We start from the raw sequence: 15956 nt of genomic DNA, 5'->3' as shown, positions 1-15956 counted from the left end.
TTTATGATTTACATCAACAGCACGATAACCACTCCCCAAATAATCAAAAGAGTATTACCTACTGCATAAGTGACTGTATAACCTAATGCAGGTGTCTGGCTCTCTACCGCATCTTCCACAGCTCCGAGAGCGGCAGTCGTAGTACGCGCACCGGAAGTACAGCCGAGAGTGATGGCGGGATGAAATTTAAAGAGATAACGCCCCATCAGGACACCGGCTATCAGCGGAATAGTCGTAGCCAGGGCACCGATAACAAACAGGCTCACTCCTACTTCTTTGAATCCGGTCACGAAACTCGGACCAGCCGTAATCCCGACGACGGCAATGAACATATTCAGCCCGACATTATTCAATACCCAAAGTGAAGGTTCCGGAATACGTCCGAATGTAGGATGTTTGGAACGAAGCCATCCGAACACCAAGCCGGCAATCAATGCCCCTCCACTCGTACTCAGACTGACAGGAATATCCCCGAAGTGGATAGCCAGCGAACCGATTATCCCACCGATAAAGATACCCAATCCGACAAAGATCATATCCGTCTGATTCGTCGGACGGTCGGCATAACCTAATGTGGCAGCCGCCTCGTTCACCTCCAGCTTGGTTCCGACCAATTCGAGCATATCGCCCGGATCGATCCGGGTCGCAGCCAATACCGGAATACTGATTCCGGCACGTTTGATATTCTTTATACTGACACCATGCATCACCTTTTCCTTACGGAGCTGTGCCACCGTCATACCGGCAAATTTCTTACGGGAGATCAATACCGGCAATGTCTCAGCAGGGAAGTCCAGCAAATCGATATCGTTCACTTCGTCACCTATCCAATCTTCCTCACCGATCACGAACTCCCGCCGTCCGCTCAGGACTACCTCGTTTCCTTTCTGAAGCATCAAGTCCGGTTTCACGTCATAAATGACATTATTGATACGGACACGCTCCACAAATAAGCGACGGCCCTGCTCTTCCAGGTAATCTTCCAGTTCCTGCACGGTCTTACCTGCACCAAACCAGTCGTTGCTTATCTTATAAGCCCGGAAAGTGATAGGACGTGCTGCAGGCATAAATCCCGGTTGTTCGCTCTCGTCGTCATTCCCCATTTTAGCTTCCAGCTCTTTACATGCTTTCTTCACGGATGCCAGTCCGCCCAGCAGGCGGGGTGCCACATCACTCATGATCCACGCCGAACCTGCCGTACCGAAAATATACGAAACGGCATAAGCGACAGGCATCACGTTAATCATAGCCGTTTTATCGGCAGCACTCAGACTGCCCTGATTGATTGTATCTTCCGCAACTCCCAATACGGCTGAAATTGTCTGCGAGCCGGCCAGCAATCCGGCAGCTTCACCCGCATTATATCCCATCAGCTTGGCCAGAAGGAAAGGGATGAACAAGCAGAACAGACACATCAAGGCAGCAAAAAGCATCTGCGGAAGTCCTTCCTTCTTCAGTCCGCGAAAGAACTGTGGCCCTACGCTGTAACCTACAGCGAACAGGAATAAAAGAAAGAACACCGATTTAATAGGTGCACCGATATCAATGTGCAATTGCCCGATTAATACTCCGACCAGCAGAACACTGGTTACTGTTCCCAAAGAAAATTTCCCTATTTTAAATTTACCGATCCAGAAGCCCAATGCCAGCGTCAAAAAGATGGCGAGTTCCGGATAATGTTTGAGTAAATCTGCAAACCACTCCATATATTAATTGTTTGGCGTTAATATTACAGGCATAATTATATGCCCGGTTTTCACTGTGGTAGATGGAACAGTATCTGTAAGGAAGTTGTTCCAAAAGATTCAATTAAGAGAACATAAAATCCACCTTATTTTAAATAAATTTCTATCTTTGTCTCCGCTTTGGTGATACGGTAACATTCCGTTATTCGTATAAAAGGGAATCCGGTTAGAATCCGGAACAGTGCCCGCTACTGTGAAGCCCTCAACAAAGGAAAGCATTCTTACACCACTGTCCGACAAAAGGATGGGAAGGTCGCTTTCCGGGCAAGTCAGGAAACCTGCCAAAGTTATTATATCATATTCTCCCGGGGTCAGGAGGCTGATAAGAAAAGGGTTACCGACAGCCGGTATGTGATTTGTCGCATTCGTACGTTATCTCTTAATTTATTATATATGAAACATTTACTATTATTTATTGCTTGTATGCTGACACCTATGTGCTGGGCACACGACGGCGAGAACTTCGAGGCATCAGACATGCTCGCTTCTATGCAACCGGGCGACAAAGCTGCCCTATTAATGGTGCATTTCGGTACCACGTACGACAACACCCGCGCTCTCACTATCGACGCGATCAACCAAAAAGCAAAAGCCGCCTTCCAGGATATGGAAGTACGCGAAGCCTATACTTCCCGTATCGTTGCACGCCGCCTGAAAGCACGCGGCATCGAAAAGCTGAATCCGGTCGAAGCCTTGGAAAAACTGAAAGCAGACGGATATACACACATCCTTGTCCAGTCCACCAACATTATCGAAGGAGTGGAAATGGAATCACTTCGTAAAGACATTGCTCCGCTGGAAAAGAACTTCAAAGACATACGCATCGGCAACCCGTTGCTTTATACTCCCCACGACTTTGAAAATGTAATAGCAGCCGTTACAAAGAACGGAACCAAAGAAGGCGCAACAATTCTTGTCGGACATGGTACTTATACACCTGCCACAGCACAGTATGCCATGATGGATTACATGCTGCAGTCCAAAGGATATACTAATTACCATGTAACAACCGTAGAAGGTTATCCCTCTTTCGGCGATATGGTTGCCAAACTGGATGCAAGCAGCGTAAAGAAAGTATTACTGATGCCTTTCATGTTCGTTGCCGGCGACCACGCCAACAACGACATTGCCGGTGATATGAAAGAGGAACTGGAAGGCAAAGGTTATCAGGTATCTGTCTTTATGCAGGGGCTGGGACAAAATCCGGAAATCCAGGATATATTTATCGATCATGCCAGGTTCGCAGCCAAACATAAGATGATCGATATAACCAGTAAGAAGAAAAAGTACGCAGCAGAAAAAGATTAATACTTAGACTTAGAACATCTGACAATCCAATTATTCCAATAAAATACATTATCTTTGTTGGTACTGATGAAATCAGAATCAATAACTCAAAGCTAAAAGATGAGCACAGGAAAAATAATCGTAGCCGGGATCGGTCCCGGCAGCGAATCAGATATTACACCGGCAGTTCTATCCGCCATCCGCCAGTCGGATGTTATCGTTGGGTATAAATATTACTTCCAGTTTATTGAATCAGCGATCCGTCCTGATGCGATCTGCATCGATTCGGGAATGAAACGGGAAAAAGTACGTGCCGAAGAAGCATATAATTATGCAACCGAAGGCAAAGTAGTAACAGTTATCAGTTCCGGTGATGCAGGTATTTACGGAATGGCTCCGCTTATTTATGAAATGCAGCGCGAAAAAGGAAGCAACATCCCTATCGAAGTTCTTCCCGGTATCAGTGCATTCCAGAAAGCAGCCTCCCTGCTGGGCGCTCCGGTAGGTCATGATTTCTGTGTGATCTCCCTCTCCGACCTGATGACTCCCTGGGAGCTGATAGAGAAGCGTATCAAAGCGGCAGCGATGGCCGACTTTATCACAGCGATCTACAATCCCAAAAGCGAAGGTCGCTACTGGCAGCTGTATCGTCTGATCGAACTTTTCCTGCAGGAACGCGATCCGCAGACACCTGTCGGTTTTGTCCGCCAGGCAGGACGTGAAGAGCAGAAAGTGACGATCACCACCCTGGCAGAGTTCGATCCGGAACAAGTAGATATGTTCACTGTTGTTCTGATCGGCAACTCACAAACTTACCGGTTCGACAACAAGATGATTACACCACGCGGCTATTACGGTGAAATCAAGATGGGTAAAGCAGAAACTGGTATCGGACAAGATATTATGATCCGCAGTTTTCGCACCATCGAGAAAGAACTGAAAAACAAAGATATTCCGTTAGATAAAAAATGGGCATTGCTGCATGCGATCCATACGACAGCCGATTTCGATATGGAGAATATATTGCGAATCGATGATAATGCCGTATCCTCTTTATATGAGAAACTGAGCACCGGCACTGTCCGTACCATCATCACCGACGTTACCATGGCAGCATCCGGTATCCGTAAAGGAGCTTTGCAGCGTATGGGCATCGAGGTGAAATGCTATCTGCAGGATGAGCAGACTGTTGCTCTTGCTTCTGAAAAAGGCATCACCCGCACACAAGCCGGCATCCGGATCGCCGTCAGCGAACATCCGGACGCTTTATTTGTCTTCGGCAATGCACCGACGGCACTGATGGAATTATGCGACCTGATCCGCAAGGGGAAAGCAACTCCTGCCGGAATTATCGCAGCCCCCGTCGGTTTCGTGCACGTGCAGGAATCCAAACATATGGTGAAACCGTTTACCTCCATTCCCAAACTGATCGTGGAAGGACGTAAAGGCGGAAGTAATCTGGCCGCAACACTAGTAAATTCTATACTTTGTTATAACGATGCTATTCATTTAAAACCAGGAAGAGACGTATGAGAACTCAATTTATCGTCATCGGCATCCCCGATGACCCCAATTACATCAGCAAGAGTAATAAAATCGTAGATATAATCAATGGCAACACCTATTTTTCAGGCGGAAAAAGACATCATGAGATACTGAAGCCTTTTCTGCCGGAAGATGCTGTATGGATCGATATAAAAGCACCGCTCGACGATGTTTTCAACGAGTACGAATATCATCAGAAGATTGTCGTATTTGCTTCGGGCGACCCTTTGTTCTACGGATTCGCCTCAACGATCCTCAAACGGATGCCGGATGCTGAAATAACGCTCCTGCCCTCGTTCAACTCGTTGCAAATGCTTTCACATGAACTGAAAATATCCTACAACGACATGAGCATGGTTTCCCTTACCGGTCGCCCGTGGCATGAACTGGACCGTGCGTTGATAGAGAACAGGGCCAAAATCGGTATTCTGACCGATCACGTACATACACCGGCAGCCATTGCTATGCGTTTGCTGAAATATGGTTTCACACAATATAAAATGTATATCGGTGAACACCTGGGAAATCCGGAAAAGCAACGCGTCTCACGTTCGCTTGCTCTGTCGGAAGTGGAAGAACATCCGATCGACAGCCCGAACTGCGTAATCCTGCAACGGATGTATAACGACATCACATATCGTCCTTTGGGCATTCCCGACAAGATGTTCGAACTGCTCGACGGACGGGAACGGATGATCACCAAAGCTCCTGTCCGCGTACTCGATATGAGTGCCTTGATGCTCCCTATGTGTGATCATTTCTGGGACATCGGTTTCTGCACCGGCTCTGTATCCATCGAAGCGAAACGCCAGTATCCGCATCTGCATATCCACGCGTTTGAAATACGCAAGGAGTGCTGGACGCTGATGGAGAAAAACAGTTCCAAACTGGGAGCACCCGGTATCGATGTGCATATATGCGACTTCATGGAGGAAGATGTTTCCGACCTGCATGCTCCCGATGCTGTATTTATCGGAGGACATGGCGGAAAACTGAAAGAGATCGTACAGAAAGTAGCCCGATACCTGGCTCCCGACGGTCTGCTGGTATTCAACTCCGTATCGGAAGAAAGTGAAAAGCTGTTTGTCGAAGCCGTCCGCGAAGCCGGATTAAAACTGGACGATCCGCTGGATGTAAGTATCGGCGATTATAATCCGATCACCATACTGAAGGCTTTCAAAGAAGCAAAATAAGTAAACTATGAATAAGAAATCTATAGCAATTGTCGTGGTATCGGTCAGCAGCCTGCCCCTGGCACGACAAATCAAGAAACAATATCCCGACGCGGTTATCTACAGTAAAGAATCGCAAGAGGAAACGGTCGTGATGGAGTCTATCGATTCCATTGTAGGAGACCTGTTCCTCCAGTCGGATGCCATTATTTTTATCGGGGCAATGGGAATATGTGTACGCTGCATTGCACCTTATGTAATGGATAAGCATACCGATCCTGCCGTGGTTTGCATCGACAGTACCGGCAAATATATCATTCCGGTTTTATCCGGACATATCGGAGGCGCAAACGAACTAAGCATAGAACTAGCACAGATACTGGGAGGGAACGCGATCGTCACCACCCAAAGCGACAACACCGGCCTATGGGCACTCGATACACTGGCGGAGAAATTCGGCTGGTCGGTCGTAGCCGACGATCTGACTGACAATGAAAATGCAATGAATGCCTGTATCGCTGCTTTCGTCAATAAAAAGCCGACAGCTCTGTTACTGAATGTCCGCGATAAAGGAACGGAATATCTCGAACAAAGCTGTCCTGAACACGTTCAGATATTCAATAAATTCTCCGACATTCCGCTCGACCAGTTCGAGCTGGTGATTACTGTCGGACCGTTCATTTATGAGGCAGAGATTAAGATGGTATCTTATTTCCCGAAAGTATTGCATCTGGGTATAGGTTGCCGGAAAGGGCTGAAAGGCGATCCGATAGAAATGCACCAGCATATCATCGCCACGCTGATCGATAACAACCTCTGTCCCGAATCCTTGGTGGACCTCTCTTCCATCGATCTGAAAAAGGACGAAGCCATACTCGCTCTGCTGGCATACGGCATCATGGATTGTCCTTTCAAGACATACCCGGCGGATGTCTTGAACAAACTGTCCGTTCCGAATCCTTCCGCTAAAGTAAAAGAGGTGACCCAGTCGTCAAGCGTTGCTGAAGCTGCTGCCATACAAAGTGCAGGAGGAGGTTTGCTGCTGCTGGAGAAACAAAAAGGGCAGTTAGGCGAACAGAATGATTATACATTCGCAGTGGCAATGGATAAATCCGTTCAGCGGCAAGGCCATATCGAGATAGTCGGTGCCGGTCCCGGCGATCCGGAACTGATCTCTATCCGTGGCCGTAGGATGCTGGAAAAGGCGGATCTGATCTTATATGCCGGAAGCCTGGTTCCGAAAGAGCTTACTTTCTGTGCCAAACCGGGAGCTACTGTACGCAGTTCGGCAGACATGAACCTGGAAGAGCAGTTCATGCTGATGAAAGAGTTTTACGACAAAGGCAAATTCATTGTCCGACTACATACCGGTGATCCTTGTATCTATGGAGCGATACAGGAACAGATGGCTTTCTTCGATCAATATAATATGAGTTATCATATCACACCGGGGATTTCCTCTTTTCAGGCTGCTGCCGCCGCCTTACAGTCGCAGTTTACCATTCCGGAAAAGGTACAGACCATTATTCTAACCCGAGGTGAAGGCCGTACACCGATGCCGGAAAAAGAGCAACTGCACAAACTAGCAGCCAGCCAAAGCACGATGTGTATTTATCTCAGTGCCGGGATTGTGGATAAAGTGCAGGAAGAACTTCTTCAACATTATGCGCCTACCACACCCGTTGCCGCCTGCTACAAACTGACCTGGAAAGACGAACGTATCTATCGGGGCGAATTGAAAGACCTGGCAAAGATAGTCAAGGACAATCATCTGACATTAACGACCTTATTGGTAGTCGGAGATGCGATCGACAACCGGGAAGGCTTATCGCGTCTGTACGCCGACGAGTTCAAACATCTGTTCCGCAAATAACATTATCAGAAAGAACGATGATACTGATATTAGGAGGGACAACGGAAGGACGTGCCAGTGTACGCATCGCTGATGAAGGAAGCGGACCTTATTATTATTCAACCAAAGGATCGCTTCAGGAGATAGAATGCGCACACGGTATCCGGCTGACCGGAGGCATGGACACGGCTAGTATGGAAATCTTCTGCCGTGAAAAAGGTATCCGCCTGCTGATCGATGCCGCCCATCCTTTTGCCACAGCCCTGCATCGGACAGTGGCAGAAGTTTCTACCTCCCTCCAACTGCCGGTTATCCGCTACGAACGGCGTTATCCGCCGCGCGACCCGGAATTGATATGGTGTAACGACTATGCCGATGCAATCCGTAAATTGGACGAACAGGGTACACACAATTTACTTGCACTAACCGGAGTCAACACAATTGCCCCTCTTCGTCCCTGGTGGGAAAAATATCCCACATGGTTCCGTATACTCGAACGGGAAGAATCGCTCGCCATTGCCATGAAGCAAGGATTTCCGTCAGAGCATTTGCTTTTCTATCAGGAAGAAGATGATGCCGGCGAATGGATGGATCGGCTACAGCCGGATGCCATTATCACCAAAGAAAGCGGACAAACCGGTTATTTCACGGAAAAAGTAACTGCCGCCCGTAAGCGTTCGATCCCGGTATTTGTCGTTAAACGTCCGGCACTTCCCGAAACATTCTACTTTGTTTACGGAGAAGACGGATTGCGCAAGCAAATAGAACGGCTATTGCCGGAATTCTTCCCTTTGCATCATGGCTACACGACCGGAGCTTGTGCCACAGCAGCTGCCAAAGCGGCACTAATTGCACTGCTCAATAAGGAGAAACAAACCCAATCCTCCATCACTTTGCCATCAGGCGAATTGATCACTTTACCTGTCGCAGAAACCGAATGGGAAAGCGACAGTGCCATCTGCTCAGTCATCAAAGATGCAGGGGACGACCCGGACGTGACCAACGGCTCTAAAATCGTAACGAAGGTAACTCTCTCGAAAGAACCCGCCTCTGCTCCCATCCGTTTTATTGCAGGCACGGGAGTCGGCACGGTAACATTACCTGGCTTGGGACTGGAAGTCGGTGGTCCTGCTATCAACACAACACCCCGCAAGATGATGACGGAAGAGTTGACTGCCGTTTTAGAAGAATACCGGCAATCTATTCCCCATAATGCAAAAACGACAGAAGTCTGCGGACTGACAGTCACTATCTCCGTTCCCGGAGGTGAAGAGTTGGCAGCAAGAACATTCAACCCGAAACTAGGTATCGTCGGCGGCATCTCCATTATCGGGACATCGGGCATCGTACGCCCTTTCTCGACCGATGCTTTTATCGCCTCTATCCGTAAAGAAGCGGAGGTTGCCAAAGCTATCGGTTGCACGACACTCATAATAAACTCCGGTGCTAAAAGCGAACGGTATCTGAAAGCCCGTTACCCCGAACTACCTCCACAGGCATTCGTTCATTACGGAAACTTTATCGGCGAAACCCTAAAGATAGCCTCATCGCTCGACTTCCCCCAGGTAGTTATGGGTATCATGATCGGTAAAGCAGTCAAACTGGCCGAAGGCTTCCTCGATACGCACAGTAAAAAGGTAGTGATGAATAAAGACTTCCTGAAAGATTTGGCGCATCAGGCAGGCTGTGCCGAAGACACAATCCAAAAGATCGACACCATCACGTTAGCCCGCGAACTATGGCAATTGCTTCCTGCAGAAGAACAAGAAGCATTCTTCAATCTCTTATTGAAAAGATGCCATGAACATTGCACCCCACTCCTGCCTAAAGGAGAATTATCTATCTTATTGATAACGGAAAAAGGAGTTATTTGGAAATAACCAACCACTTTTCGATGATACGAGTCTTTGCATTGAAATTCACTCCGATGCGGAACAACGTACGCGGGTCGGATGCGAACGGAAGGGCATAGCCTTTGTCGTCAATTTGTTGCAATGCCTCTTCTGCTGTGCCGTCGAGTTTGAATTCCATGACATAAATGAAACGGTCGGTCTGCAAGATCAAATCTACACGGCCCTCGGAGGTATGGTATTCCGCTTTTACATAGAAGCCCAACAACTTAAAAACAATAAAGAGCACATTTTGGTAATGTAGCTCCAGATCACGAACCAATTCATAAGGTGTATCGGCAAAGAAACTTTGCAGTCGCCGGAAAAAGGCATCGTAATTGCCTTCGTAAACTTCCTGGGCAAACTTCTTAATTTGGAAAGTAGTATCGACTTTGCTCACCGGAGTATAATAAGGAAGAAGATATTTGACAAACCCTTCTTCTACCTCTTTATTGGGAAAGCCCAGACGATAAAGGCCAAAGGTCTTGTCGTATCCCTTGATCGTCAGGTAACCGCTTTGATAGATTACCGGTATGGGATTTCTCGAAATGGCATCGATGCTGTTCAGTACATCGGCATCGGTCTCGGTATGTGCCATCCGGTAAAGGTCGTAGTTTGATTTTTGCAACAACTTCACCAAATAGGTTGGAGTTCCGGTTTCGAACCAGTAGCTACCGAATTTCTTCTTTGACAATGTATTCAGTAAGCTGAATGGATTGTAAATACCCACAGAATTTTCAACGAAGTGATAGCCGTCATAAGAAGCCTCCAGTTCCGTACAAGTTTCTTCATACGTTATATCGAGCGCGGAAGCCAGTGCCTGGATATCTTCTTCAAAATCACGATGCAACTCCTCTTCGTTTATACCACAGATGGAAACATAAGGCTTCCACATTGATATATCATCCAAATTATTCAGATCGCTGAACACACTTACTTTGCCGAACTTGGTTACACCTGTGAGGAAAGCAAACTGGATATACCTGTCCATACTCTTCATCACACCGTAAAAGGCTTTCAGGGTATTGCGGTATTCGTTTTGCAACTCCTCATTGTCAATGGCCTGCAACATAGGTTTGTCATATTCGTCAACCAGGATGACTACACGGCGTCCTGCCTGCATGCTGGCTCGTTCAATGACACCGGCAAAGCGTAAAGCCAGGCTTTTTTCTGCCGGATCGGAACCATATAATTCCTCCCAGGCAGATAACCTACGGTTCAGCATGTCGTCCAAATCGTTTACCTGATCGTATTTTGCAGCATTCAAATCGAGATGAAACACCGGATAGGTCAGCCAATCTTTTTCCAATTGTTCAACAGCCAGTCCTTCAAAAAGTTCTTTTTTACCTTTAAAATAAGCTTCTAATGTGGAGATCAGGAGACTTTTGCCAAAACGGCGGGGGCGGCTCAGGAAATAGTAGCTACCGGTTTTTACCAATCGATACATCAATTCGGTCTTATCTATATACAGATAACCTTCTTTTCTGATTTTCTCGAAATCCTGTATCCCTATCGGGTATTTTCTGGTATACATTGTTTCCATATATCCGCGCATTTTAAAAGTACAGATACAAAGATAGAAATAATAAAGGCGTTACCTTTATATTTATTATAAAAGAACTTGTTATGAATAAAATTTCAGTAAAGATCAAACGAAAGAAGTCTGCGAAACCGGCTCACCCTATGCCCGTTTACCTGCAAATCATCTATTGCCGCAAAGTGGCGCGCATACCTTTGGGGATCAAACTGTCCGACAACGAATGGGACGAACAAGAAGGATGTATCCGCATACCTCCCGGCACTCTGCCGGAACAAGTGTTGCACCTGTATTCATTAGATACCCAAATAAAAGAACGGCAGCAGTACCTCTTCAATCTCATTCGTTTTCTGGAGAGGAACAACACCCTGTCGGTTGCCAACCTGCTGTCGGCCTGCAAGGAAAACGAAGATAAGAGGTCCCTGTATTCCTTTATGGAACAACTCAGCGAGCAATTCGCCCGGGAGGGAAAGAAAGCCACTTCGCATCATTACCGCAGTACGCTCAATACGCTTACTCTCTTTTCGGAAGGGAAAGACATACGGCTGGACGATATCGACGAAACGAAAGTGAAACAGCTGGAAACCTGGCTTATCGAAAAAGGACTCGCCCCCAATACCGTCTCCTTCTATCTCCGTATCACACAATCCTGCTGGAACAAGGCGGTCAAAACCGGACTTATCCCCAACGCCTCCTCCCCTTTCACAAAGGTCAATACCCGGGTGGAGAAGACCGCCAAACGTGCCGTAGAAGAAAAGGTGATCATACGGCTGGCCAAACTTACCGACAAGGAATTACAGTCGCCCGCCCTGAAATTCGCCCGCGATATGTTTCTCTTTTCCTACTATGCACGGGGCATGTCGTATATCGACCTCGCCCACCTCAAAAAGGAAAACATAAAAGGGGATACATTGACCTATAAGCGGCAGAAAACCGGACAGGAATTAAAGATACGTCTGCTTCCGGAAATGATCGCAATCATAAAACGTTATGCCTCCAACAGTCGCCGGAGACTATTCCCCATACTCAGCGATGATGCCACTTATATCAATTATGAAAGTGCCCTCCGGCTACAAAACAAACAGCTTAAAAAACTGGGGGAACTGGTAGGCGTGGAAAATCTCACGACCTATGTAGCCCGTCACACCTGGGCCAGCATTGCCAATCAAAAGGGAGTTCCGATAGAACTTATTTCTAAAGGGCTGGGGCATTCTTCCACGAAAGTGACGCTTATCTATATCGGTCTACTCGATAACCCGCGAATGGATCACGCGAATGATGTGGTAATATACGGTAAAATGAAGTATAAACACAAAAGTAATATGAATGCCTTTAGATATTCAGATGGGTATTCTGTCTCTTGGTAAGAGACGGAACGGATAGATATAGTATCTGTTAAAACGTCACAAATGTAATAACCTTTTTTGATATACTCTAGTTTTTTATCCATTTTTTGCACAAAGGAGCCTTAATATTCATACGGATGCCAATATGAATACATATTTTAAGGGAAGGAACCATTCAGTAAAATCTTTCCTTACATTCTCCAATATCCTGATTTCAACTAGTCACCCATCATTTAAACTACTGTAATTTAACTGTTTACAAATTGTTTTATGTTTTTACTCTTTCAAATCTTCACTTTTCTTACGGGAAGAAGGCCAACTCCGGTTGATTTTTAAGCCTTACTAAAAAGCGTCAATCGCAACCAGTACTTATTTATACACTTTTTGTTTACCATTTTGTTTCACCGTAGCTTATAAACCACTTTTCCTTTATAAAAATCTCCCCATATAGTCAAAGCATCACACACCTCCTGCTTTCTTCGTTCCGTCTCTTACCAAGAGACAGAACGGACATAAAGCAAGAAAACAACATGTATAAACAGTTCTCCTTACTGCTACTATTATTACTCCCGTTCACTGTCAGCATATCCGGACAGCAGGTTGCACTGAAAACGAATGTATTGTTTCTGGCAACGGCAAGCCCTAATGCCGGTGTAGAGATCGGCATCGGAAAGAAGTTCTCTGTCGATATATGGGGAGCCTACAATCCCTGGAAGTTCAATAATAAAATGCATCTTAATTTCTACCTGGCTCAACCGGAAATGCGCTACTGGTTCTGTCGCAAATTCGAAGGACACTTTATCGGCCTGCACGGTCATTACGGTCATTTCAATATCGGACAAATCCCTTTTATCCCCAACCTGGAACAACACGAACTATGCGGCACCCTCTACGGAGGCGGACTATCCTACGGCTATCACTGGGCTATCGGACGTCATTGGGGATTGGAGGCTACCATCGGAGCCGGCTATGCCCGGATGGAATATACCCGCTACAAATGCGTTGAATGCGCCGAACCGATCGGCTTCTATACGCGCAGTTACATCGGCCCCACACGGGCAGGACTTTCCATTATTTACTTCCTACGCTAATACAACAACGAGCTTATGAAACATCTATTAGTATATATACTAACGTTACTCCTTCTCCTACCAGATAAAGCCGGTGGACAGGAGTTCCGCATTATTCCGCAGGAAATCAGCGTTCACAACGACAGCCTGCATCTTGTCCTCTCGATGGACTTGAACAATATAAAGACCGGCAGTCTGACGGCACTGACTTTCACACCGGTATTGACAGATAAGACCCATCAGTTGCCGTTGCCTCCGGTCGTTGTCAGCGGAGCAAAACGCTACCGCTACGACCAACGCGAACAGGCTTTATCGGGAAAAGCCGCTCCTGCTCCTTACCGCATTCTCCGGGGGAACAAGTCGAAACTGATAGATTATACAGTATCTATTCCTTACACCTCATGGATGGCTCATGCCTCCCTCTTGCTTCAACAAGAAATCAAAGACTGCTGCGACCTCCGGTTGCTGGGGACGGATACACTGACAGACAATCTCGCCCTGAGCAACATCCCCTCCCCGGACATTCCTGCACCTTCCGCGGCTCCGCACCAAACACGAAAACCGGGTCACACGACGGTTGCCCTTTCCGGTGAAATGCTGGCAAGTTGCATACCTATGGTCTCTTTCCTTACCCCACTGCCGGAAAAAGACGGCAAGCAACGTTCCGGAAAAGCAACCTTATATATAGATTATCCGTTAGGCAAATTCGAGATCCTCCCCGACTTCAAAAACAACCGCAAGGAACTGGGCAAGATGGACAGCCTGCTGACTCCCGTACTGGAAAGCGGCTATACAAAGATCGAACAGATCGATATATGCGGATACGCCTCGCCCGACGGCCCCTATAAACACAACGAAGAGCTTTCGTCCAACCGTTCGCAATATTTCACCCATTATATAAGAAGCACCTACCGGCTTCCTCGGAAGCTCTTCAACGTCTCGTCGGTAGCCGAAGACTGGGACGGTCTGGTCGTACTGCTCGAACAAGTCGATCCGCCTTATAAGCAGGAAGTACTGCAAACGATCCGGCAGAACGGCATATTCGAAGGGCGGGAAAAACAACTGATGGAATTGCCGGGCAACGTATATAAGAAGCTCTGCCACGACCTCTTCCCCCTCCTGCGCCGCCTCGAAGTAGCTGTAGATTATCATGTGGCACGGGTGGAGACAAAAGATGCCGCCACGCTGATCTATTCGCATCCCGAACTGCTCAGTCTCGAAGAAATGTACGAAGTGGCACGCTACTATCGTCCCGGCACCGTGCAGTACAGGGAAGTGTACGAAATAGCAGCCTTCCATTTCCCGCAGGATGTGGTAGCCAATGTCAACGCAGCCTCCGCCGTAATGCTGGATGGTGACCTGAAAGCGGCATGGAACTATCTGAGCAAAGTGGAAGACGATCCCCGTGCCTGGAACAATATGGGCGTACTGACCCTGCTGGAAGGCGATCCGGAAGGAGCAGCCGTCTGGTTCCGCAAAGCGATAGGCGTAGAACCGCTAAAAGCAAGGGCGAATTTACAAAAGATTGAAAACGGAGAATCGGATACCGGACATGAATAAGACGAACCCAAAAACATATTCGCTCTGTATAGTATGCCATCTCATGCTGATGGTACTCGACTCCTGTGCCTTCGACGACGAATTATGCATTTGTCCCGACCGCACCCATATCGAATATTGGTATGCCGGCAATAGCTCCGACAATCAGCTTCCGCATTATGCCAACAACCTCCGGCAATATCTTTTCGATGCCGAAGGCCGTTTGCTCGACACCAATATGCTGCGCGGCGACAGCCTGACCGCATGGGAAGCCAAACTACCCGCCGGCGACTACACGGTAACGGCCTGGGGAAATATGGAAAACAGCGACATCGAGACAACAGGCAATTCGCAGCTAGGCTCTCTTCGGCTCAGTGCCGAACAGGCTGGCGTACCTCCCGGATTCCGTGGAAACGTAGGTCGTCTGTACTATGGCACTGCCACCTTTACCGTAGAAGGCGGGCTCCCCTGCCGGCAACGTGTCTATCTCTCCCATGCTCATGCCCTTCTCTCTGTCACCGTCCGCTGGATGGAAGATGAAGAACGGCCCGAAGCCGGAGGAACCTACCGGATGCAACTGAAAGATATCCCCGCGCGCTACGATTTCATCAAAGGCTGGGAAACGGATCTCCCTTCGGGCGACGGGGTCTACGCCATTCCCGGCATCAGCAACAACACGCTGGTCAATCACGAGACAAAGGCGGCAATGACCTACGACCAGGAAGTGGAAGGACAGTTCACCACCTTCCGCTACACCGGCAGCACCCACCAGTTATGGAGCCTTTGGCGCAACGGAAAGCAGATCGTCAAAGAACTCGACCTGCATAAGTTTTTCAGTTCGCTACCGATGGATATGAACCGGAACATCAAGCAGGAATTCGACATACTGATCAGCATTTATAAAGACAAAATAACCGTCACTTTCGCATCCGCTTCCGACTGGAGCGAAGGGGGCGTTATCGGATAAACAAATA

Annotated in this window: 11 protein-coding genes and 1 riboswitch; of the genes, 9 read left to right on the top strand and 2 right to left on the bottom strand. The window is 47.6% G+C overall.

Translation table 11 applies throughout. The features are described 5' to 3' along the window. Positions 1-8 precede the first annotated feature (8 nt). A complete protein-coding gene (aspT, locus tag P3L47_RS15430) occupies positions 9-1706 on the bottom strand; it encodes an aspartate-alanine antiporter (protein ID WP_122362937.1) in 1698 nt (565 codons plus the stop codon). Between the two features lie 143 nt (positions 1707-1849). After that, positions 1850-2045: riboswitch (cobalamin riboswitch) on the top strand. Positions 2046-2138: 93 nt separating this feature from the next. Here aspT and P3L47_RS15425 point away from each other — a divergent pair. The 5 genes from P3L47_RS15425 to cbiD all read left to right on the top strand — a co-directional run bounded on the left by P3L47_RS15425 (position 2139) and on the right by cbiD (position 9481). Then, positions 2139-3053: a sirohydrochlorin cobaltochelatase gene (locus tag P3L47_RS15425; protein ID WP_277781377.1), complete on the top strand. Its 915-nt coding sequence runs from the start codon at positions 2139-2141 to the stop codon at positions 3051-3053. A gap of 99 nt (positions 3054-3152) precedes the next feature. Further along, positions 3153-4565, top strand: a complete 1413-nt coding sequence (gene cobJ, locus P3L47_RS15420) for a precorrin-3B C(17)-methyltransferase (RefSeq protein ID WP_277781376.1) — start codon at positions 3153-3155, stop codon at positions 4563-4565. Further along, entirely contained in the window at positions 4562-5770 is a 1209-nt protein-coding gene (gene cbiE / locus P3L47_RS15415) for a precorrin-6y C5,15-methyltransferase (decarboxylating) subunit CbiE (protein ID WP_122362939.1), read from the top strand. The genes cobJ and cbiE overlap by 4 nt, the downstream gene beginning before the upstream one ends. Before the next feature lie 7 nt (positions 5771-5777). Continuing rightward, on the top strand, positions 5778-7622 hold the full coding sequence (gene cobM, locus P3L47_RS15410; protein WP_277781375.1) for a precorrin-4 C(11)-methyltransferase: 1845 nt from the start codon (positions 5778-5780) through the stop codon (positions 7620-7622). A 17-nt stretch (positions 7623-7639) separates the two neighbouring features. Beyond that, on the top strand, positions 7640-9481 hold the full coding sequence (cbiD, locus tag P3L47_RS15405; RefSeq protein WP_277781374.1) for a cobalt-precorrin-5B (C(1))-methyltransferase CbiD: 1842 nt from the start codon (positions 7640-7642) through the stop codon (positions 9479-9481). Here cbiD and P3L47_RS15400 read toward each other — a convergent pair. Next, positions 9468-11024, bottom strand: coding sequence for an ATP-binding protein (locus tag P3L47_RS15400; protein ID WP_277783711.1), 1557 nt, complete (start codon positions 11022-11024; stop codon positions 9468-9470). The genes cbiD and P3L47_RS15400 overlap by 14 nt on opposite strands. A gap of 92 nt (positions 11025-11116) precedes the next feature. On the opposite strand from P3L47_RS15400, the gene P3L47_RS15395 reads away from it, so the two are divergent. The 4 genes from P3L47_RS15395 (at position 11117) to P3L47_RS15380 (ending at position 15949) form a co-directional block, all read left to right on the top strand. Continuing rightward, a complete protein-coding gene (locus tag P3L47_RS15395) occupies positions 11117-12394 on the top strand; it encodes a site-specific integrase (RefSeq protein ID WP_277781373.1) in 1278 nt (425 codons plus the stop codon). 509 nt (positions 12395-12903) lie between these two features. Next, positions 12904-13464 carry a DUF3575 domain-containing protein gene (locus P3L47_RS15390; RefSeq protein WP_277781372.1) on the top strand — a complete coding sequence of 187 codons (561 nt, stop codon included), beginning with the start codon at positions 12904-12906 and terminating at the stop codon, positions 13462-13464. A gap of 15 nt (positions 13465-13479) precedes the next feature. Beyond that, positions 13480-15003, top strand: a complete 1524-nt coding sequence (locus P3L47_RS15385; RefSeq protein ID WP_277781371.1) for a DUF3868 domain-containing protein — start codon at positions 13480-13482, stop codon at positions 15001-15003. Then, a complete protein-coding gene (locus P3L47_RS15380) occupies positions 14996-15949 on the top strand; it encodes a FimB/Mfa2 family fimbrial subunit (protein ID WP_277781370.1) in 954 nt (317 codons plus the stop codon). Before P3L47_RS15385 ends, P3L47_RS15380 begins: the two co-directional genes overlap by 8 nt. The last annotated feature ends 7 nt before the right edge of the window (positions 15950-15956 follow it).

The sequence above is a fragment of the Parabacteroides chongii genome, from assembly GCF_029581355.1.
In the GTDB taxonomy this organism is placed as follows: Bacteria; Bacteroidota; Bacteroidia; order Bacteroidales; family Tannerellaceae; genus Parabacteroides; species Parabacteroides chongii.
The sequence above is the reverse complement of the archived record's forward strand: the minus strand, read 5'-3'. Positions and strand labels throughout refer to the sequence as shown.